Genomic DNA, 20671 nt, shown 5'->3' with positions numbered 1-20671 from the left:
CGGCGGTCAGCGGCCGGCGGACACCGCGTCGTCGCCTGGCGCGGGCACCTGGTCAGCCAGCGGCCCATCCGGGGTACGCCCGGCGCGCGGGCGCGGGATACGCCAGACGACCTCGGCCGGGGCGCGCCGGGCGCGCCGCGCCGCCCACCAGCGCTCGCCCAGGCCGACGGCGAGGAAGGTCATCCCCACGTACGCCCAGCCGACGAGCACGTCGATCACGTAGTGCTCGCCGGAGTACACCAGGGTGAACGTCATCGCCAGCGGGTACGCGAGCAGCAGCGGCCACCACCGCTTCCGCGTCGCGCGCAGGAAGAACAGCACGACGAACAGGGCGAACGCGGTGTGCAGCGACGGCATCGCGGCGACCGGGTTCGAGGCGATCTGACCGGCGTTGAGCAGGTTGCCGGCGCCGTGCAGGCCGAACGCCTTCCAACCCCGGGTGGAGATCCGGGCGACCTCCTCCAGCAGCCCGTTCTGCGCCGCCCACCAGGGCGGGGCGGCCGGGTAGAGGAAGTAGGTCACCAGGCCCGTGGCGCAGAGGAAGCCCCAGCGGCGCATGAAGGCCGCCCACCGGCCCCGGTCCCGCAGCCAGAGCACGGCGGCGGCGGCCAGCGCCACCACGAAGTGCGAGAAGTAGACCCAGCTGGCCAGGACGTCCCACCATCGCACCTCGGGCTGGTACAGGTGCTGCTGGAGCCAGACCGTCGGCACCTGCCCGTCGGTGGCCCAGCCGAACATCAGCCGGTCGGCGACGATCAGCTCGTACGCGTGCGGCGTCGCCCCGTTGTCGGCGAAGCCCCGCGACAGGTTGTAGAGAACGAGCAGCAGCACGACCGGCAGCCAGTCCCGGGCGAAGCGAAGGTGGCTCCGCCACGGCCGGGTGGAGTTCCAGGCGATCGTCACGGCCCAGATCCACAGGAACGCGTACGCCGGGTCGGTGGGCAGCCCGATGAGAAGCCAGCCGGCGACGAAGGCGACACCCCAGACGGTCATCGCCACCACGCGGCGGCGCCCGCCGTCGGGCACCGGGGACGGGTCGGTGCGGGCGGGGGGCTGGGGGTCGGTCGCGACAGACATCGCGGTCAAGGTTAACGGCGGTCGCCGTGCAGGCGGACGGAGGACCACCGGGGGTTGACCTCCGTGGGTTCGGCGCAGCCGTGGCCCGCCGATGGCGCAGCGCTTAGGCTTGGGCCATGCAGGAGCAGCCCTTCACGGCGGGGTTGACCGCCCGCGTCGAACTGACCGTCACCGACGCCGACACGGCGCAGGCGGTCGGCTCCGGGGACGTGCCGGTGCTCGGCACGCCGCGGGTCCTCGCACTGGCCGAGGCGGCGACGGTCGCGGCGACCGCCACCCGGATGCCGAGCGGCTCGACCACCGTCGGCGTCCGGGTCGAGCTGGACCACCGGGCCCCCACGCCGGTCGGGCGCACGGTGGTGGCACTTGCCCGCCTCGCGAAGGTCGACGGGCGGCGGCTGCTGTTCGAGGTGTCGGTCACCGAGGGCGACACGACCGTCGCCGAGGGCCGGGTGGAGCGGCTGCTGGTCGACCGGCAGCGCTTCGTGGAGCGCGCCGCCCGGCCGTCATGACCGGCCACTCCGCCACCGGCAGCTTCGTCGAGATCGCCGACCGGGTGCACGTGCTGTGCGAGCCGCTGCTGCGGGTCAACGTCACGCTGGTCGTGGGCGACGGCGCGGCGCTGCTGGTCGACACCCTCTCCACGGCCCGGCAGGCGGCGCAGCTGGCCGAGGCGGCCCGGGCGGTCACCGCCCACCCGTGGACGGTGGTGAACACGCACCACCACTTCGACCACTGCTTCGGCAACGCGACACTCGCCGGCGACCCGCCCCGGCCGGTGTACGCGCACGAGCTGGCCGCCGCCGCCCTGCGCGATCCGGACCGGCTGCGCCGGGAGGCGTACGAGGAGATGCGCGACGAGCAGCCCGCCCTCGCCGAGGAGTTGGCCGGCACCGAGCTGCTGGCGCCGACGTACACCGTGCACGCCGAGACCGCGCTCGACGTGGGCGGCCGGCGGGTGGTGCTGCGCCACCCCGGTCGCGGGCACACCGCCGGGGACCTGGTGGTGCACGTCCCCGACGCCGACGTGCTGGTCGCCGGGGACCTCGTCGAGCAGAGCGGGCCGCCGGCCTTCGAGGAGTCGTACCCGTTGCAGTGGCCGGAGAGCGTCGCCGAGCTGCTCCGGATGACCACCGCCTCGACCGTGGTCGTCCCCGGGCACGGCGATCCGGTGGACGCCGACTTCGTCCGGGCCCAGCACGCGCAGCTCGCCGACCTGGCGTGGCTCATCCGCGCCGGCCACACCGGTGGCGCGCCCCCGGAGCGGGTGGCCGCGGAGGCCCCCTTCGGCGCCCGCCCGGCCCTGACCGCCGCCCGCCGCGGCTACGCCGAACTGGACGGCACCCTCTAACCTCGCGCCGCCCCGACCCCGCCCCCCCGACCCGCGGCGATCATGCACTTTCGGTCCCTGATTCGCGGCTTCCATCCCGTTTCGTCGGGGCAGAAAGTGCAAGATCGCGGAGGCGGGCCGGGACGCGCCACCACCGCCTGACCCGCCGCCTCCGTCAGCCGGCGAAGCGGTTGACCACCTCCGCGCGGGTGGGCATCGCGGTGGCGCCGCCCCGCGACTCGCAGACAAGGCCGGCGACCCGGAGCGCGAAGGCGACCCGCTCGTGCCACCCGGCGGGCTCCACGGGCTCGCCGTCGACGAGCAGATCCGCGACGAGCGCCCCCATCACCGAGTCACCGGCACCGGTCGCGTCCACCGCGTCGACCTTGGGGGCGGGTACGCGTACCGGATCGCCACCGACGGGGGCGACCACCGCGCCGGCGGCGCCGAGCGTCAGCACGACGGTCCCGGCGCCCAGCTCGCGCAGGTGCGCGGCGACGCCCTCGACCGGCTCGCCGGGGTAGAGCAGAGCGGCGTCGGCGCTGCTCAGCTTGACCAGGTGGGCGCCGGCGGCGAACTCGGCCACCACCCCGCGGAGCCCGTCCAGCGCCGCCGGGCCGTCCAGCAGCCGGGGCCGGACGTTCGGGTCGAACACCCGCAGGCCGGTGGCGAGGGACCAGGCGCGGCGGGCGGCGGCGAGCGTCGGCGGGTGCAGCAGGACGATCGAGCCGCAGTAGAGGACGTCCGCGCCGGCCACCAGGTCGGCGTCCAGGTCGTCGGGGGTGAGCAGCGCGTACGAGGGCGGCTCGCCGTAGAAGCGGAAGTCCGGCTCGGGACCGGTGTAGGTCGCCACCGCGAGCGCGGTCGGCGCCAGCGCGGTGACCGCGCCGGCCAGGCCGACGCCGGAGCGGCTCAGGACCTTCCGGATGCGGGTGGCCAGCGCGTCGTCGCCCAGCGAGGCGACGAACTCGACCTGGCCGCCGAGCCGGGCCACGGCGACCGCCACGTTGAGGGGCCCGCCGCCGACGGCCTGCCGGTAGACCGGTTCGCCGTCGCATTCGGCGTCGAGGAGGTCGACCAGCGCCTCGCCGAGCACCACCGCGTATCCCATCCCGGTCCTCCGTCCGCCGAACCCTCCGCACCGCCCACCGTAGCCGTGCGCGGGTGCCGAAGGGTCCCACTCGACGCCTCCCCGGAGCAGGTCGCTTCCTGATGGTCCGGGCGCCGGGGCGACTCGACCGACATATCGAGCAACGGCTATTGCATCCGGCCGGTTGACCGTGATGGGATGACGCATGCCGGGGTGCGGGGGCTGCCGCGCCGCCGGCGCCGGGACATCCACGCGAGGGCACCGGTCCGCGAGGCGGACCGCTGCGGCGCTCGTGCCCGCATCTCCTGCGCACGCCCGCCGCGACCGTCGTGACCGCTCGTCGCAGCGGGCCGGCCGTGCCGCCCGTGCGCGTCACCCGCGGGGCGGTCCGCGCCCCGCGAGTCAGGAGTACCCGTGTCCCACCGTTCCCGTACGGCCGCGCTGCTCACCGCGGCCACGACCCTCCTCGTGGGCGCCGTCGCGCTCACCGCCGGTCCCGAACCGGCCGCCGCCCACGGTGCCGCCATGACGCCGGGCAGCCGGACGTTCCTGTGTTGGAAGGACGGGCTGACCGCCACCGGAGAGATCCGGCCGAACAACCCCGCCTGTTCCGCCGCGGTGGCCCAGAGCGGCGCCAACTCGCTCTACAACTGGTTCAGTTTGCTGCGCTCCGACGCGGGGGGCCGCACCGTCGGCTTCATCCCGGACGGCCAACTGTGCAGCGGCGGCAACTCCGGGTTCCGCGGCTACGACCTGGCCCGCACCGACTGGCCGCTGACCCACCTGACGGCCGGCCGGACGATGGAGTTCCGCTACAGCAACTGGGCGCACCACCCGGGGACGTTCTACTTCTACGTCACCAGGGACAGCTGGAGCCCGACCCGTCCGCTGGCCTGGAGCGACCTGGAGGAGGAGCCGTTCCTCACCGTCACCAACCCGCCGCAGCGGGGCGCGGTGGGCACCAACGACGGCCACTACTACTTCACCGGCACGCTGCCGGCCAACAAGAGCGGCCGGCACATCATCTACTCGCGGTGGGTCCGCTCGGACAGCAACGAGAACTTCTTCGGCTGCTCGGACGTGACGTTCGACGGCGGCAACGGTGAGGTGACCGGCATCGGCTCGGGTGGCACCACCCCGCCGCCCAACCCGACGACTCCCCCGCCGAACCCGACCACGCCGCCGCCGCACTCCGGGGACTGCATGGCGGTCTACAAGGTGGTCGGCTCGTGGCAGGGCGGCTTCCAGGGCGAAGTCGAGATCATGAACCACACCCGTACGACGTGGTCCGGCTGGACGGCGACCTGGACCTGGCCCAGCGGGCAGTCGATCACGCAGGTCTGGAACGGCACACAGACCACGTCCGGGTCGTCCGTCACGGTGACCAACGCGTCCTACAACGGCACCTTGGCACCGGAGGGGAGAACCACGTTCGGCTTCCTCGCCAGCACCACCGGCACCAACGCGCTACCGACGGTCACCTGCACCGGCCGCTGACGGGCGGAAGGTGTTAAGCAGGGCCCCCTGCTATGCGCCAGGCGTTAACAGGGGGCCCTTCCTTACACCTCAGCGGACCATGCTGCCGACGACCGGCTTCGTGAGCAGGGCGGACTGGTTGCGCTGGATGCCGGGGTCGAGGGTCTTCGCCACGAAGATGGCATGCCAGATGCAGAAGATCAGCACCGTCCACACCTTGCGGGAGTGGTCCGCCTCCTCCCGCTTGTGCTCCTCGAGGAGCCGCAGCGCGTACGACAGGTCGAGCAGGTCGCCCGCGCCGGAGATGGCCAGCACGTGCCGGGCCCACTCGTACATCTCGCCGCGCAGCCAGACCCGCGTCGGGGTCGGGAAGCCCAGCTTCTTCCGGTTCACGATGGCCGGCGGCACGACCCCCTGCAACGCCTGGCGCATCGCGTACTTCGTGGCGTCCGAGCGGGGCGGGAGCTTCAGGTCGACCGGGATCTTCGACGCGACCTCGAAGACCTCGCGGTCGAGGAAGGGCACCCGCACCTCGAGCGAGTGGGCCATCGAGATCCGGTCGGCCTTGACCAGGATGTCCCCGCGCAGCCAGGTGTAGAGGTCGACGTACTGCATCTTGGTGACGTCGTCGAGCTCCGTGCACTCGGCGTAGATCGGGGCGGTGACGTCGGTGTAGCGCACCGAGGGGTCGTACCGGCGCAGCAACTGCTGCTTCTCCTCCTCGGTGAACATCCGCGCGTTGCCGTAGTACCGCTCCTCGAGCGGGGTGGTGCCGCGCTCCAGGAAGCTCTTGCCCTTGACGCCCTGGGGGATGGCCTTGGAGACCGCCCGCAGGCCCTTCTGCACGCCGCCGGGCAGCCCGTTGACGGCGCTCAGCGAGAGCGGCTCCCGGTAGATCGTGTAGCCGCCGAAGAACTCGTCGGCACCCTCGCCGGAGAGCACCACGGTGACGTGCTCGGCGGCCTTCTTCGCCACGAAGTACAGCGGCACCAGCGCCGGGTCGGCGACCGGGTCGTCCAGGTGCCAGACGATCTTCGGGAGCGCCTCGATCATGTCCTGCGGCCCGATCTTGGTCGGGATCGTGGTCACGTCGAGGTGACGGGCCGACTCCTGGGCGACGTCGATCTCCGAGTAGCCGGGGACGTCGTAGCCGACCGTGAAGGTCAGGATGTTCGGGTTGAACTCGCGGGCCAGCGCGACCACGGCGGTGGAGTCGATGCCGCTGGACAGGAACGAGCCGACCGGCACGTCCGAGCGCATGTGCATCCGGACGCTCTCCCGCAACGTCTCCCGGATCTCGTGGTAGAGCTTCTGCTCGTCCGCGACCGGGGCGGGCCGGAACACCGGCCGGTACCAGCGACGGACGTCGATGCGACCGCCCGGCGTCCAGGTCAGGTACTCGCCCGAGCCGATCCGGCGGATGCCCTGGTGGAGGGTGCCCGGCTCGGGCACGTACTGGAGGGTCAGGTAGTGGCTGAGGTTCGCCGTGTCGATGCCGGCGTCACCGGCGTAGTTGGCCGGCGCGAACGGCAGCAGCGCCTTCTTCTCCGAGGCGAGGTAGAGGCCGTCGGCGGTCTCCAGGTAGTGCAGCGGCTTGATGCCGAAGTAGTCGCGGCCACCGAACGCGCGCCGCTCCTGCCGGTCCCAGATGACGAACGCGAACATGCCGCGCAGCCGGGTGAGCACCTGCTCACCCCAGTAGTGGTAGCCGGCGACGATCACCTCGCCGTCACCGGCGGTGGCGAACTGCGCCCCGAAGTCGCGGGCCAACTCCTCCCGCAGCTCGATGTAGTTGTAGATCTCGCCGTTGAAGGTCAGCAGGTAGCGCCCGTTCGCGTACGGCAGCGGCTCGTGGCTGGAGGCCACGTCGATGATCGCCAGCCGCTTGTGGGCGAACACCCCGTCCGCGTACCGGCCGGTCGCGTCGCCGACCACCTCGACCCCGGTCTCGTCCGGGCCTCGGTGGTGCAGGCATTCCAACGCCCCGGCGATGTGGTCGCGGTGGGCGGCGGCGTCGCCGCGCGCGCTGAAGAAGGCCAGGAGTCCGCACATGGTCGTCATCTTTCCACGCGGTCGTCACGGGCGTCGCGGCCGTCCGGCGAACGGGCCGGACGGTCGGGGCCGCGGCCGGCGGCGGCGGCGTGAGCAGCCGGGCCACCGCCGGGTCCCCGCCGGCACCGGCGCGCGGTACCGTCGGGGCCAGCAACGACGCGAAGGGAGCGGACATGACCGAGGAGCGCACGGACACCAAACCGGCGGACGGCACCGAGTCGCACGACCCGGATTTCCCGGAGGCGTTCCTGGCGTTCATGCGGCAGGGCTGGCGGGACACCACGCTACCGGTCGGTCCGCGCCCGGAGGTGCCGAACTACGCCAAGCGTCGCGCCGCGCTCTCCGCGGCCTTCCCCGGCGAGACCCTGGTGATCCCGACCGGCGGCGAGAAGGTACGCGCCAACGACACCGACCACCCCTTCCGGCCGGGCAGCGACTTCGCGTACCTGACCGGGGACCACGATCCGGACAGCGTGCTGGTGCTGCGGCCGAACGGCTCGGGCCACGACGCCGTGCTGTACATGCGGCCCCGCTCCTCGCGCCTGACCGACGAGTTCTTCCGCAGCCGGCACGGCGAGCTGTGGGTCGGCCGCCGGCACACGCTCACCGAGAAGTCGGCCGAGCTGGGGCTGCCCACCGCGGACCTCACCGAGCTGGACGGGGTGCTGGCCGACCTCGCGCCGGCCCGCACGCGGGTGCTCCGCGGCTTCGACGCCCGGGTCGACGCGGCCGTTCGCGCGTACGACGGCCCGCGTGAGGAGGGCCAGCCGGCCCGCGACCGGGAGCTGGCGATCGCCATCTCGGAGCTGAAGCTGGTCAAGGACGAGTGGGAGATCGCCCAGCTCCAGGACGCGATCGACGCCACGGTCCGCGGCTTCGAGGACGTGGCCCGGGCGCTGCCGGCCGACCGGGGCGTGTCCGAGCGGCTGCTGGAGGGGATCTTCGCCCTGCGCGCCCGGCACGACGGCAACGACGTCGGCTACGGCTCGATCGTCGGCGCCGGCGAGCACGCCACGATCCTGCACTGGGTGCACAACCACGGCACCACCCGTCCGGGTGAGCTGCTGCTGATGGACATGGGCGTGGAGAACCGCCACCTCTACACCGCCGACGTGACGCGGGTGCTGCCGGTGGACGGGCGGTTCACCGCGCTCCAGCGCCAGGTCTACGACATCGTGTACGCGTCCCAGCAGGCCGGCATCGACGTCATCAAGCCCGGCGTGAAGTTCAAGGACGTGCATCTGACGTGCATGCGGGTGCTCGCCGAGGGGCTGGCCGACCTGGGCCTGCTGCCGGTGAGCGTGGACGAGGCGATGGACGAGAAGTCGACCGTCTACCGCCGCTGGACGCTGCACGGCTTCGGCCACATGCTCGGCATCGACGTGCATGACTGCTCGAACGCCCGTAAGGAGATGTACCGGGACGGCACGCTCGGCGAGGGCTACGTGCTCACCGTGGAGCCGGGCCTGTACTTCCAGCCCGAGGACGAGCTGGTCCCGGAGGAGCTGCGCGGCATCGGCATCCGGATCGAGGACGACGTCCTGGTCACCGCGACCGGCGCGGTGAACCTGTCCGCCGGGCTGCCCCGGACGGCCGACGACGTGGAGCGCTGGCTGGCCGCGCAGCGGGAGGCGGGTCCGCGCCTGCCGGGCTGACCCCGCACGTACGACAACGGCGGGCCCCGCCGCCGGCGTCTGCGACGTTTCTCGTCGCCGGACGCCGGTGGTGGGGCCCGCCGTCGTTTGCGCTGGTTTCCGCCACGGCCGCGTTTCCCGCACCGGTCATGCCGAGCCGGGCCGGGACGTCCGCACTCCCGCTGTCCGCACCCGCTACGTACCCAATGCGGGGTTTTTTCGGATACGCACTCATAGTGAAGAACTCTCCCATACGGTGTTGTTCGGCAGCTACAACCGATTTGTAGCGGGGGTCGCCTCGTCACGGCGAAGCGACCTTGTCGGTACAAGGAGAGGACAGAGAGCTCCGATGTCCAACAACCTTCGCAATAACGATGACCCGACCCGCGACAAGACCTCCCCGTTCCGCCGGCGTGGGCTCTGGTTCGTCACGGGCGTCGCCAGCCTCACGGGGGCGGTCAGTCTCGCGGGCGTCGCGTACGCCACCACGGGCGTGACCGGCGCGCACCGGGTGACCGACGTCAAGTGGTCCACCGCCCAGATGGTCAGCGACAACGACAAGGACAAGGACAAGGGCCACGAGGACAAGGGCAAGGACGACAAGGGCCACGAGAACAAGGACGACAAGGACAAGCACGACAAGGGCAAGCACGACAAGGACAAGGACGACAAGGACAAGCACGACAAGGACAAGGACGACGACAAGGTGCGGGAGGTGGGCTGCGACGACGATGAGTTGATCGAGGCCCTGGACCTGGCCAATCGTGACGACGGTGGCACGCTGAAGTTGGCCAAGGACTGCACCTACGAGCTCGACGAGTTCGACAAGAAGGACGAGGCGGGCCTACCGACGATCAAGCAGGACATCAAGATCGAGGGCAACGGCTCGACGATCAAGCGTGACTCGAAGGACGGCTTCCGGATCTTCCGGGTGGCCGACGGTGGTGACCTGACCCTGAAGGACGTCGAGGTCAAGAACGGCGCCGCCGGCGACGAGAAGCGCAAGGACCACGAGAAGGACAAGCACGACGAGAACGACAAGCACGACGGCAAGGACAAGCACGACGGGAAGAACAAGCACGACGGCAAGGACAAGCACGACGGCAAGGACAAGCACGACGGCAAGGACAAGCACGACGGCAAGGACAAGCACGACGGGAAAGACAAGCGCGACGAGAAGGACAAGCGCGACGAGAAGGACAAGCGCGACGAGTCCGGGTCCGGCGGCGGTGCTCCGGCCCCGGCGCCCGCCCCAGCGGCCGCGCAGCCGACGGCTGCGCAGCAGGCGCAGGCCAAGCTGGCGGCTGCCCTGAAGGAGGCTGTCAAGAAGGCGGCCGCGGAGCGGGCTGCCGGCCAGGCGTCGTCCGGGAACGGCCGGAACGGCAACGAGTCCGGCGACTGGCAGGGCAAGGACGGCAAGGACGGCAAGGACGGCAAGGACGGCAAGGACGGCAAGGACGGCAAGGACTGGAACGGCAAGGACGGCAAGGACTGGAACGGCAAGGACGACAAGGAGCACGAGGGCGACGGCGGTGGTCTGCTGGTCGAGCGGGGCGGCAAGGCCCACCTCGTGAACACCAAGTTCTTCCTCAACAGCGCCGAGAACAACGGCGGCGCAGTCGCCAACTTCGGCCGGCTCGACGTCGAGAGCAGCATCTTCGACAACAACCACGCCGGCAAAGACGGCGGCGCCATCTTCAACGCCGGTGTCCTCAAGATCTCGGGGGCCCACGACGGCAAGGGCGGCGAGTCCCGCATCACCAACAACACCGCCGGCAAGAACGGCGGCGGCGTGGCCAACGGTCACGGTGACAAGGACAAGGACAAGGACAAGAAGAAGGACGACTGGGGCCGCAACGGTCACGACCGCGACGACCGCGACGACCGCCACGACCGCGACGACCGCCACGACGACAACAAGAAGGCCGGCACCGTCGAGATCGAGAAGACCCTCATCGAGGGCAACACCGCCAAGAAGAACGGCGGCGGCCTGTTCAGCAACGACGGCTTCGTCGAGGTCAGCTGGAGCTTCGTCAAGAACAACACCGCCGGCGAGAACGGCGGCGGCATCTACGCCGTCGACACCGTCCTGACCGTCAAGAAGAGCATCATCGAGAAGAACAAGGCCCACAAGGACGGCGGCGGCATCTACAACGTCAACAGCGACGAGAAGAACAAGAACCACAACGCCACGTCCTGGGGCAAGGACGACAAGGACGACAAGGACGAGGAGAAGCGCGGCACCGCCACGGTCACCGACAGCGAGATCCTCGAGAACAGCGCCGGCCGCTTCGGCGGTGGCATCTTCAACGGCAAGCCCATTGAAGAGCACAACGGCGAGCCCGCCTCGAGCAACTGGTCCAAGGACAAGGACAAGGACCGCGACGACTTCGGGGCCTCCCTGGTCCTGCGCGACAGCAAGGTCAAGGAGAACTTCGCCGGCAAGAACGGCGGCGGCATCTACAACAACAAGGGCAAGGTCACCCTGACCGACACCAAGGTCACGAAGAACAAGGCCGACAACGGCGACAAGCACAACAAGATCGCCGGTGGTGTCTTCAACAACGATGGCAAGGTCAAGCTCGACGACGACTCCACCATCACCGACAACGACCCCACCAACTGCGCCAAGACCGTCGAAGACTGCTTCAACTGAGCGCTTCGAAGCGCTCTGGGGAACAGCCAGACGGAAAGGTCGGCCCCCTGCCACCTCTGGTGGCAGGGGGCCGCACCATGTGAACTAGCGCTGCACGAAGACGGCCACGCTGCGGGCCGGCACCGTGAAGGTGCCGCTCGCCCGGTCGAAGGAGGCCGTCCGCAGCACCTCGTCGGCGGAGGTCCGCAGCACCGGGTGCAGCGCCACGTCCGCCCCGCGCAGGCCGCTGACCTGCTGGGTCGCCGTCTCCGTGGTGGCGTTGAAGACGACCGTCACCGACTTCCAGCGCCCGTCGAGGCCACGACCGTCCAGCGTCATCGTGAGCACGCCAGGGGTCTCGTCCTTCCCGGACAGCGGGAACGCCACCCGCCTCTGCACCTGCTCGGCGGTGGCCAGCCCGAAGACCGGCGACGAGGCGCGGATCTTCAGCAGCTCGCCGTACCGGGCGTCGGTCAGGTTGATCGCCGCGCAGTCCGGCACCAGCTTCGGGTCGGCCAGCAGGGGCTTCGCGTACGGCCACTTGTCCTTGTTGTCCTGCTCCGGCGGGAGGCCGGCGCCGAACCCGTTGCCCTGGCCGCAGTCCCAGCGGATCTGGTTGAACCAGTCCCCCGAGTTGTACGAGTTGCGGTCCAGCGACTTCGACCGCAGCCGCTCGGTGCCGGTGGTGACGAAGCCGGTGCCCTGACCCATCACGACGGTGCTGAGCGCCAGCACCTGCATCCGGGCCCGGTCCACCGCCGCCGTGTCCTGCGGCAGCTTGTACGCCAGCGCGTCGTACAGGATCTCGTTGTCGTGCGCGTCGACGTACGTGACCGCCTCACCGGGCGCCGCGGTGTACCCGGCGGCCGACCCGTTGTAGTCCACCTGGGCGCCGGTGACCTGCTCGCCGGCCGAGTTCGTGAACCGGTAGCCGCGCAGGTTGCCGGTGAGCCCCACCTTGATCAGGTCGTGCTGGTGCAGCAGCCGGGCCCGCTGGTCGCCCGCCGAGCCGTTGACCGGGTCGCCGTTGGGGTCGGTGAACAGCCCGGAGGCGAAGCCCTGCTGGCGCGGGTTGGCGTCGAACGGTCCACCGCCGCGCACCGCGTCCCGGAGCCGGTCGTTGAACGTGCCGATCCCGGTGCCGGCCATGTTGGCCTGGGTGGCCTGGACGAACCGGACGTCGTTGGCGACCTCGCCGAAGTTCCAGCCCTCGCCGTAGAGCAGGATCTTCCGGCCGTCCACGCCGTCCCGCGCGACGGTCAGCTCGTCCAGCGCGGCCCGCACGGCCAGCATGTTCGCCTTCGGGTGGTGGCCCATCAGGTCGAACCGGAAGCCGTCCACCTTGTACGCCTTCGCCCAGGTGACCACCGAGTCCACCACGAGCTTGCCCATCATGGCGTGCTCGGGTGCGGTGTTGGCGCAGCAGGTCGAGTTGGCGACCGTGCCGTCGTCCAGCAGCCGGTGGTAGTAGCCGGGCACGACCTGGTCCAGCACCGACTTCGGGTCGGTGCCCGCCGCGGAGGTGTGGTTGTAGACCACGTCCATCACCACGCGCAGCCCGGCCGCGTTCACCCCGGCGACCATCTGCCGGAACTCGGTCGTGCGCGTCGCCCCTGACGGGTCGACGGCGTAGCCGCCCTCCGGCACGGTGTAGTGCAGCGGGTCGTACCCCCAGTTGTAGCCGTCGGTGTCGGCCACCGCGGCGATGCACCTCTGCTGCTCGTCGGAGTCCGGCGGCAGCTTCGCCAGGTCGCAGGCGGGCTGCTTCTGGTCGGCGCGGCGCTCGGGGATCGTGGCGAAGTCGAACGCCGGCAGCAGGTGCAGGTGGGTGACCCCGGCGTCGCCGAGCGCCTTCAGGTGCTTCATGCCGGCGGTCGCCGGGTCGGTGAAGGCGAGGAACGTGCCCCGGCGGTCGGTCGGGACGGTCGTGTCGGCGATGGAGAAGTCCCGTACCGACAGCTCGGAGATCTGCACCTTCGTCGACGGCACCGCCGCCGGCTTGCGCAGGTCCCGCCACCCCTGCGGCGCGAGCCGCGGGTCGGCGAGGTCGACGATCTGGCTGTGCGTGGAGTTGGGTGCGAGCGCCAGCGAGTAGGGGTCGGTCACGGACGCGGTGACCATCTTCTGCGCCGCCGGCTGCCAAGCCTCGACCTGGTAGCGGTAGTACTTTCCGGCCCACGAGCGGGACCCGCGCACCGACCACACGCCGGTACGGTCGTCCCGCCGCATCGCGAGGGTGCGCGGCTGCGCCGTCGGCGAGTCGAACAGCTGCAACGACACCGTCCGGGCGGTCGGCGCCCACACCGCGAGCGTCGGCACGCCGCCGGCGAACGTCGGACCGAGGCGCGCCCCCGTCGCCGGGGAGTAGACGTCGTCGAGCACACCCGGGATCTGGACGCCGGTGGCGGCGAGCAACTCGCCCTCGGCGTCGCGCTCGGTCATCACGAGCTGCCCGCGCAGCGCCGCCGGTACCTTGGCCAGGTCCCGCCGGTCCAGCGTGAAGGCCTGGTACGCCCACAGGTGCGGGAACCGGTCCCGCTGCGCCTCGGTCAGCCCGTTGCGCTGCGCCCGCAGCGGGATCGTCGTGTACGTCCCGGCCAGCTCACCGTCGGCCAGGGTCACCCCGCCGGCCGGTGCGGCCACCAGGGCGTACGTCTTGCCGTCGGTCGGGCCGGTCTGCCAGGCGACGGTGGAGCGATCGAGCCAGTGCGCCTTCTGCTTGGTGAGGTCGAGGTCCTTGGCGGTGCCGGAGGTGGTCGCCGGCAGCAGCCGGCCGCGCGTCCCGGCGAGCAGCCACACCTCGCGTCCGGCGCTGGCGAAGTCCAGGCGCTGGTCCTCGGGCACGTCCTTCTCGTCCCCCTTGTGGATGATGTAGCTCAGCCCGGTGGCCCCGGCCGCGAGCGGCACCCGGAACTCCGCGCCGAAGGAGTCGACGCGGGTCGGCGGCATCGGTGTCGCCCAGTCGGTCGGGCTGGCCGCGCCGTCCCACAGGTGCAGGCCCCAGCCGTCGTAGTTGCCGTCGGCCCGCCGGTAGTGGAGGACCGCCGTGCCCTCCTCGACGACCGGGTCCGGCTCGCCGGTGGCCGCCTGCCGGGTCGGGTAGATCGTCGGGTCGCCGGCCTTGAGCCAGACCTCGCCGGTCCGCGTCACGTCGACCGTGCGGTCCTGCTCGACGTCCTTGGTGCCGTTCCGGTCGACGACGAGGAAGCCCACCGACTTCGCGCCGGGCTTGAGCTTCACCCAGGCGAACCGGCCGTAGGAGTCCTCTCCCGCGAAGGGCTGCCCCTTGGGCCACTCGGTCACGTACGCCGGGTCGATGTCACCCCAGGCGTAGAGCCCCCAGTCGTCGTACCCGCCGGCCGGGCGCTGGTAGTGCACCACCACCCAGTCGCGGGCGGCGGCCTGCTCGGGCGTGCCGACGACGGCGGTGGAGCGGGCGGTGGCGGTGCGGCCCGTCCCGTCGCGGACCACGGCCTTGTACTCGACGCGCGTACCACCGGCGAGGCCGGTCAGATCGTGGTGCACGGTGTACGGGGCGCGGTCGGCCGAGCCGAGCAGCGTCCACCTGCCGCCGGCGACGCGGGTGGCCACCGTGACGGTGGCGAGCGGGTCGCCGGTCACCTGGGCGGTGACCGCGGCCCGGGTGGGGACCGGCGTGTCCGCCTCGGGCGCGGTGATCGTGATCGTGGGCGCCGCGGCGGGGAGCGCGATGGGCGTGCCGGCCCGGTGCACGACGGCCGACAGCGCCGGCACGGTGAGGGTGAGCCTGCCGTCCCCCGCGGCCACCGGGGCGGCGGTGGTGCCGTAGACGCCGCCGAAGGTGGCGCCGGCCGACCAGGTGTCCACGGTGACAGTCTGCGGGGTGGTCGCGTTGTTCACCGCGACCACGTACTCGGTCCGCTGCTTCCGGTCGACGCGGGAGACGGCGAAGACGCCGGGTCCGTCGGCGGCGTGGCGGGTGACCTGGACGCCGTCGCGCAGCGCCGGGTGCGCCTGGCGGAGTCCGCCCAGCTCGGCGATGGTCCGGTAGATCGGGTGCCGCGCGTCGAACTGGTCGACGGCGTGCGTCCGGTCGGTGCCGAGCAGGTCGTCGTCGAGGTAGTCGGCGGTCTTGGAGGCGAACATGTCCTGCCGGGCGTCCTTGTCGCCGCCGGCACCGGTGAAGCCCTGCTCGTCGCCGGAGTAGATCACCGGCTGGCCGCGGGTGAGGAACATCAGCTCGTGGGCGAGCTGGTCGCGGCGCAGGTGGGTGGCGGCGTCGGTGTCGCCGTTCGCGATGAACGCGCCGATGCGGCCCATGTCGTGGTTGCCCAGGAACGTGGTGAGCCGGTTCGCGTCGGTGTTCCGCGCGTGGTAGAGGTCGTCGCGGGCGTACACGTCCGCGAGGGCCTTGGCGGAGCCGGCACCCGCGACGAAGCCGCGCGCCGCGTCCTGGAAGGGGAAGTCGAGGGTGGCGGGCAGGCCGCCCCGGCGCACGTACGTCGAGGTGAGTTCCGGATCGGCGCTGTAGACCTCGCCGAACATGAAGAAGTCCTTCTTGCCCGCCCGGTCCGCGGCCTGCTCGACGCCCTGGCTGAACTGTGGCCAGAACTCCAGGTTCGAGTGCTTGACGGTGTCGATCCGGTAGCCGTCGACGCCGGTGGTGCGCACCCAGTCGGAGTAGATCTTCGTCATGCCACGCACGACCTCGGGACGCTCGGTCCACAGGTCGTCGAGGCCGACGAAGTCGCCGTACTCGCTGTTCTCGCCGACGAAGGTCGAGTCGCCGCGGTTGTGGTACATCGTCGGGTCGTTCAGCCACGCCGGAACCTTGACCTTCGCGTCCCCCGGGGTCGCGAAGGTCGGCGTGTACGGGAACGACTTCGTGTTCACCGTCGGGAAGTCACGGGTGCCGTCGGCGTAGTGGCGGTCCTCGAAGGGCCGGCCCTGCGCGTCCCGGTACGGCGACGTCTTCTTGTCGACGTAGGCGTACTTGTCCTCGGCGTACTTGATGACGTCCGCGGTGTGGTTGACGATGATGTCCAGGTAGACCTTCATGCCGCGCCCGTGCGCGAGCTTGACCAGCCGCTTCAGGTCGTCATTGGTGCCGAAGTGCGGATCGACCTGGGTGAAGTCGGTGATCCAGTAACCGTGGTAGCCGGCGGAGGCGTCCTTCCCCTCGCCCTGCACGGGGCGGTTCTTGAACACGGGTGCGAGCCAGATGGCCGTCGTGCCCATCCCCTGGATGTAGTCCAGCCGGTCCATGACGCCCTTGAGGTCGCCGCCGTGGTAGAAGCCCTTGTCCGCCGGGTCGTGCCCGGTCTTCAGCCGGTCACCGGCGAGGCCGCCCCGGTCGTTGCGCGGGTCGCCGTTGGCGAAGCGGTCCGGCAGGACGAAGTAGAACTGCTCGGCCCGGGCGTCGCTGCCACCGGCGGCGAGCAGGGCCGCGGCGGAGGGCTCGGCGCCCCAGTGGGCCGCGCCGGCGGCGACGAGCGGATCGATGGGCGCGCCCGCGCCGGCCGCGCGACCGCTGGCGTCGGCGTTGAGCTGGTGCACGGCCACCGGGGCGCCGACGAGGGTGAGGGTCAGGAGGGAGACGAGGGCGAGCAAAGCCTTGCGCGGTATCGGCGGGGGTTTCATCGACGGCCTTCCTCTGGTCGCTGATTCGCCCGCACGCTAGCCCTTGCCGAAACATTCTGCAATAGCTTGCAAACAGCGTCGTAACAAAGCAGTCTGCTTGCAGCAGCCTTGCCGTACCGCGGGCCGAAAGCGCCGTCCCGCCGCCTCGGCGTGTCGGTGTCCGAGGTGGACGTCAGGTGATGACGCAGGGCGCGCCGTCGACCGTGCAGCCGGTCGGGCGGGAGTCCGTACGCTCCATGTGGAAGCGCAGGGTCGCGGTCCCGCCCGGTGCCACGTCGACGCCGCTGCGGTAGGCGAAACCGTCCTCGGTGACGGTCGCCCTGCCCTGCTCGGTGTTCTCCACCCAGGCGGTCACGAACCGCCCGCCGGCGTACGTCAGTCGCACCGTCCAGCCGCGCCGGTCCGCCGTCCCGTTGCGCACCAGGACCTCGCCGATGAACCCGCCGTCGAAGGAGTTCACCACCCGGTACCGGCCGGTCATCCCGGTCGGTGCCGGCGGGGGCGTCGGGCGGGCGGCGCGGCTGGTGACACCCGGCGTGGGGCGCGGGGGCGTCGCGACGCCCGTGGTGGGCTGGACCGTCGCGCGCGGCGACACCCCGGGCCGGACCGGCCCCGTCGGGACCGGTGCGGCCGACGACGACGGCGGCACCTCCGGCAGAAGCAGCGGCGGCGCGGGCGGGTCCGGTGGCGTGTCGACACCGGTGCGGCCCCGGTACGCGCCGAGCGCGATGACCAGCAGCACGACCATCACGACCACGCCGGCGGCCACCAGGATCCACGGGGAAGACGCGATGGCGGCGGTGGCGCGGGACGACCCCGGGGCACGACGCATGCCGAACATGTACCTCCTCAGCGACCCGTCCCGGAAGCGTAGCGACCAACGACGATGCCGGACACTGCCGGGCAGGTCACGCGCGCCGGGCAGCCCGTCATCCGATGACGCAGGCGGTGCCGTTCACCGTGCACTGGTCCGGCTCCGCGTCGGCACCGTCGTGGCTGATCCGCAGGTGGAACCGCTCGGCGTCCCCCGCGTCGATGGGTCCGGTACCGCGCAGCACGTACCGGCCACTGTCGTCGGCGGACACGGAGACGCCGGACCTCCCGTAGACCCGGATGCTCCGGACGTCGCCGGTGAACAGCAGCTCCACGCGCCAGTCCTGCGCCCCGCCCGTCGTGTTGCGGACGGTCAGCTCCGCTTCGAACGAGTCGCGGTCGATGTCGGTCACCTCGTAGCGCGCGGTGACCTGGCCCGCGGAGGCCCCGCTCCCGACGAGCGGGCTGGGCGGGACCGGAGCCCGGGAGGTGGTCGTGGTCGGCGGGGTCGACCTGGTCCGCGTCGGCCTGGCCACCGACGTCGCCGCAGCCGTCGGGGACGCGGACGCCGGTGACTCGTACGCCGACGCCGCGGCGGCCGGCGTCGGCAGGAGCATCGGCGGCGCCGGCGGCGGCACGGCCTGCCGCTCCTCGGGCCCACGGAACGACAGCAGCGCCATCACGAGCAGCACCACCAGCAGCGCGACACCGGCGAGCACAACGATCCACGGGACCGACGCCAGCACCCTGGACGTGGTTCGCCCGCCGGTGTCCCCGGCTGACTGCACTGACATCGAGGTCCCCCCCTGGTCGAACCGCCGCGCCAGCCTAGCCAGGGATCCCGACCGGCGGAACGGCCAGGTCCCCGAACCGGCCGACCGGGCAGCGGACGGCCGAAAACAGGTGGTGGGCGCGAGCCCGTCGGTCTCGCGGGGAGGTGGCCGCCGGTCAGGCGGTACGGATGACGGTGCAGATGGCCGGCCCGTCGTCGGTGGCGCGCAACAGGTAGCGGTAGCGCTCCCCGGGGACCCGGTGGCCCTGGCTGTCGAGGAACTCCCACTCGACGGCGACCATGGTGAGCAGCGGCGACACCTGCTGCACGTCCTCGATGACCGCGTGCGCGGCGACGAGTTCGCGCTCCTGGTAGTCGGGCGCGGCGCCCACGAAGGACAGTGCCACCGCCGCCGGTGAGGTGAACGAGAAGCTGTACGTGTCGGCGACCACGAGCCCCGGCAGGGCGTAGCACCCGGTCAGGGCGGCCACGTCGCCGGCGGTCAGTGCCACGCCGTACCGGCCGAAGAAGTCGGTCAACGCGTCGAGGTCGGTGGAAGCCGTCACGGGTGACGGAATTTCCGGCGCGCGACCAGCCCAAACCTCAGCGCGGCGGGATGTGCACCTCGATCTCCGCGCCGAGCCGCGCACCGCCGCTCAGACCGAGGTCGTCACCGCTCCAGAAGCGGCCCGGGTCGTACCAGTTCGGACGCCGCCCGGCCGGAAGCAGCCCCATGGCCTCGTAGGTGACCGCGACGACCTCCGCGCAGTACGCCGTCTCCAGCCGGTGCTCGGGGACGGGGGCGCGGCCCCGGTCGTCCGTCACCCGGCCGTTCAGCACGCCCCCGGGGCCCGGGCCGAGCGGTCCCCGCCGGCCGGGCAGCCGCACCGCCGGTGCCCGGCCCCGCAGCCACCGCAAGGCGAGCTGTGCGGTGGACGGGAACGGGGTGCCGTCGAGGCGGGCGATCGTCCGCAGCACCGCCTTCTCCATCTCGGCGTCCGCCGGTGGGTCCAGTTGGCGCAGCCAGCCCCGCTGCCCGTACCGGTTGGCCCAGACGCAGACCGCGTCGCGCAGGTCGTGGAGCTGCACTCCGCGCTGGTGCGTGCCCGACCACAGGTCCGGCAACGACCGGCCCAGCTCGGCGTGCCACATCAGCGGCGGCATGTCGTCCAGCACCACCGCCATGCCGACGTGGTTCACCGGGCTGTTGGTGGTGAGCTGGATGGCCCGGTCCGGCACGCTGCGACCGCGGAACACCCACACGTCGCCGGTGCGGGTCAGCTCCACGGCCTCGTCCAGGCTGATGCTCATGCCGGCGCTCCCCGCCGCTTCGCCCCGGCCTGCGGCACCACGACGCCGCACCGGTGATTCGCCCGCTGACGCCCGCTCACGCCGCCTCCCCGCCGGATCCGATCCGCCGGGCCGGACACGCCGGCGCGACGCCGATACCGCACGCTCATAAGCGTCTACCCTAGGCCGATGCGGCGACGGATGCGGTGGTGGAAGGTGCTCGGTCTGGCGGGCCTGGCCGGCGTGGCGGCGTCCGGTGTGGTCATCGCCCGGGCGGAGCGGCGGCGTCGGGCGTACACGCCGGAGGAGATCCGGGCCCGGTTGCGCGACCGGCACGCGGAGGCGACGGCCACGCCCCGCGACGACCTGTCCTGACTCACTCGCCGCGCGGTCGCGCGCGCTCCACGGCCTGCGCCAGCGCCTCGGGTGTACGCCCGACCAGCGCGCCGCCGTCGTCGAGCAGCAGGATGGGCCGCTGGATCAGCTCCGGCGCCGCCACCATGGCCTCGATCCAGCGCGGCTCGGCGGCCTCGTCCCTCGGCCAGTCGGCCATGCCGAGGGCGACCGCGGCCGGCTCTCCCGTCCGGCAGATGTCCCACGCGCGGACGCCGAGCCGCCGCAGCACCTCGGTCAGTTCGGTCGCGCTCGGCGGCCGGTCCAGGTAGGGCCGCACCTCGTACGACACACCGGCCTCGTCCAGCGTGTCGCGAGCCCCGGCGCACTTGGAACAGGAGGGGTTGTTCCAGATCTCCACGCCCGTCATGGTGCCATCCGGGCCGGGTTCCGGCCGCCCGGGGGCGATGATCGACTCCGCGAACCTGGCATCGGTGTCCAGGTGCCCGGAACCCCACGATACCGCCGGCACGGAGTGGATCATCACGTC

Annotated in this window: 15 protein-coding genes; 6 read left to right on the top strand and 9 right to left on the bottom strand. The window is 71.8% G+C overall.

The window, feature by feature from the left end:
• Positions 1-6 precede the first annotated feature (6 nt).
• Entirely contained in the window at positions 7-1077 is a 1071-nt protein-coding gene (locus tag ACTMS0_RS08620) for a phosphatase PAP2 family protein (protein ID WP_441154567.1), read from the bottom strand.
• 116 nt (positions 1078-1193) lie between these two features.
• On the opposite strand from ACTMS0_RS08620, the gene ACTMS0_RS08615 reads away from it, so the two are divergent.
• Both ACTMS0_RS08615 and ACTMS0_RS08610 read left to right on the top strand, forming a co-directional pair.
• Complete coding sequence (locus ACTMS0_RS08615) at positions 1194-1589, top strand: thioesterase family protein (RefSeq protein WP_441154566.1); 396 nt, start codon at positions 1194-1196, stop codon at positions 1587-1589.
• Positions 1586-2428 (top strand): MBL fold metallo-hydrolase, encoded by an 843-nt coding sequence (locus tag ACTMS0_RS08610; RefSeq protein ID WP_441154565.1) that lies wholly within the window; start codon positions 1586-1588, stop codon positions 2426-2428. Before ACTMS0_RS08615 ends, ACTMS0_RS08610 begins: the two co-directional genes overlap by 4 nt.
• Positions 2429-2582: 154 nt before the next feature.
• On the opposite strand, the gene ACTMS0_RS08605 is transcribed toward ACTMS0_RS08610, so the two are convergent.
• Positions 2583-3518, bottom strand: a complete 936-nt coding sequence (locus ACTMS0_RS08605; protein ID WP_441154564.1) for a carbohydrate kinase family protein — start codon at positions 3516-3518, stop codon at positions 2583-2585.
• 393 nt (positions 3519-3911) lie between these two features.
• On the opposite strand from ACTMS0_RS08605, the gene ACTMS0_RS08600 reads away from it, so the two are divergent.
• Complete coding sequence (locus tag ACTMS0_RS08600; RefSeq protein ID WP_441154563.1) at positions 3912-4994, top strand: lytic polysaccharide monooxygenase auxiliary activity family 9 protein; 1083 nt, start codon at positions 3912-3914, stop codon at positions 4992-4994.
• Between the two features lie 69 nt (positions 4995-5063).
• Here the strand turns inward: ACTMS0_RS08600 and asnB are convergent, their stop codons facing one another.
• Positions 5064-7025, bottom strand: a complete 1962-nt coding sequence (gene asnB, locus ACTMS0_RS08595; RefSeq protein WP_441154562.1) for an asparagine synthase (glutamine-hydrolyzing) — start codon at positions 7023-7025, stop codon at positions 5064-5066.
• Positions 7026-7198: 173 nt separating this feature from the next.
• On the opposite strand from asnB, the gene ACTMS0_RS08590 reads away from it, so the two are divergent.
• Both ACTMS0_RS08590 and ACTMS0_RS08585 read left to right on the top strand, forming a co-directional pair.
• Positions 7199-8680, top strand: coding sequence for an aminopeptidase P family protein (locus tag ACTMS0_RS08590; RefSeq protein WP_441154561.1), 1482 nt, complete (start codon positions 7199-7201; stop codon positions 8678-8680).
• Between the two features lie 328 nt (positions 8681-9008).
• The gene (locus tag ACTMS0_RS08585; RefSeq protein ID WP_441154560.1) at positions 9009-11315 is read left to right on the top strand and encodes a hypothetical protein; all 2307 of its coding nucleotides are present in this window, start codon (positions 9009-9011) and stop codon (positions 11313-11315) included.
• Between the two features lie 84 nt (positions 11316-11399).
• Here the strand turns inward: ACTMS0_RS08585 and pulA are convergent, their stop codons facing one another.
• From pulA to ACTMS0_RS08560, 5 genes are all read right to left on the bottom strand, one after another.
• On the bottom strand, positions 11400-16913 hold the full coding sequence (gene pulA / locus ACTMS0_RS08580; protein WP_441154559.1) for a pullulanase-type alpha-1,6-glucosidase: 5514 nt from the start codon (positions 16911-16913) through the stop codon (positions 11400-11402).
• A 172-nt stretch (positions 16914-17085) separates the two neighbouring features.
• Positions 17086-17745 (bottom strand): cellulose binding domain-containing protein, encoded by a 660-nt coding sequence (locus ACTMS0_RS08575; protein ID WP_441154558.1) that lies wholly within the window; start codon positions 17743-17745, stop codon positions 17086-17088.
• A gap of 97 nt (positions 17746-17842) precedes the next feature.
• Entirely contained in the window at positions 17843-18520 is a 678-nt protein-coding gene (locus ACTMS0_RS08570; protein ID WP_441154557.1) for a cellulose binding domain-containing protein, read from the bottom strand.
• 154 nt (positions 18521-18674) lie between these two features.
• Positions 18675-19064 (bottom strand): hypothetical protein, encoded by a 390-nt coding sequence (locus ACTMS0_RS08565; protein ID WP_441154556.1) that lies wholly within the window; start codon positions 19062-19064, stop codon positions 18675-18677.
• Positions 19065-19101: 37 nt separating this feature from the next.
• On the bottom strand, positions 19102-19809 hold the full coding sequence (locus ACTMS0_RS08560) for a hypothetical protein (protein ID WP_441154555.1): 708 nt from the start codon (positions 19807-19809) through the stop codon (positions 19102-19104).
• 168 nt (positions 19810-19977) lie between these two features.
• On the opposite strand from ACTMS0_RS08560, the gene ACTMS0_RS08555 reads away from it, so the two are divergent.
• Positions 19978-20163, top strand: coding sequence for a hypothetical protein (locus ACTMS0_RS08555; RefSeq protein WP_441154554.1), 186 nt, complete (start codon positions 19978-19980; stop codon positions 20161-20163).
• A gap of 1 nt (position 20164) precedes the next feature.
• Here ACTMS0_RS08555 and ACTMS0_RS08550 read toward each other — a convergent pair whose 3' ends face one another.
• A complete protein-coding gene (locus ACTMS0_RS08550; protein ID WP_441154697.1) occupies positions 20165-20665 on the bottom strand; it encodes an ArsC/Spx/MgsR family protein in 501 nt (166 codons plus the stop codon).
• Positions 20666-20671: the final 6 nt, after the last annotated feature.

The organism is Micromonospora sp. H33 (assembly GCF_052068455.1).
Classification (GTDB): Bacteria; Actinomycetota; Actinomycetes; order Mycobacteriales; family Micromonosporaceae; genus Micromonospora.
This window is presented reverse-complemented; position numbering and strand designations above follow the sequence as displayed.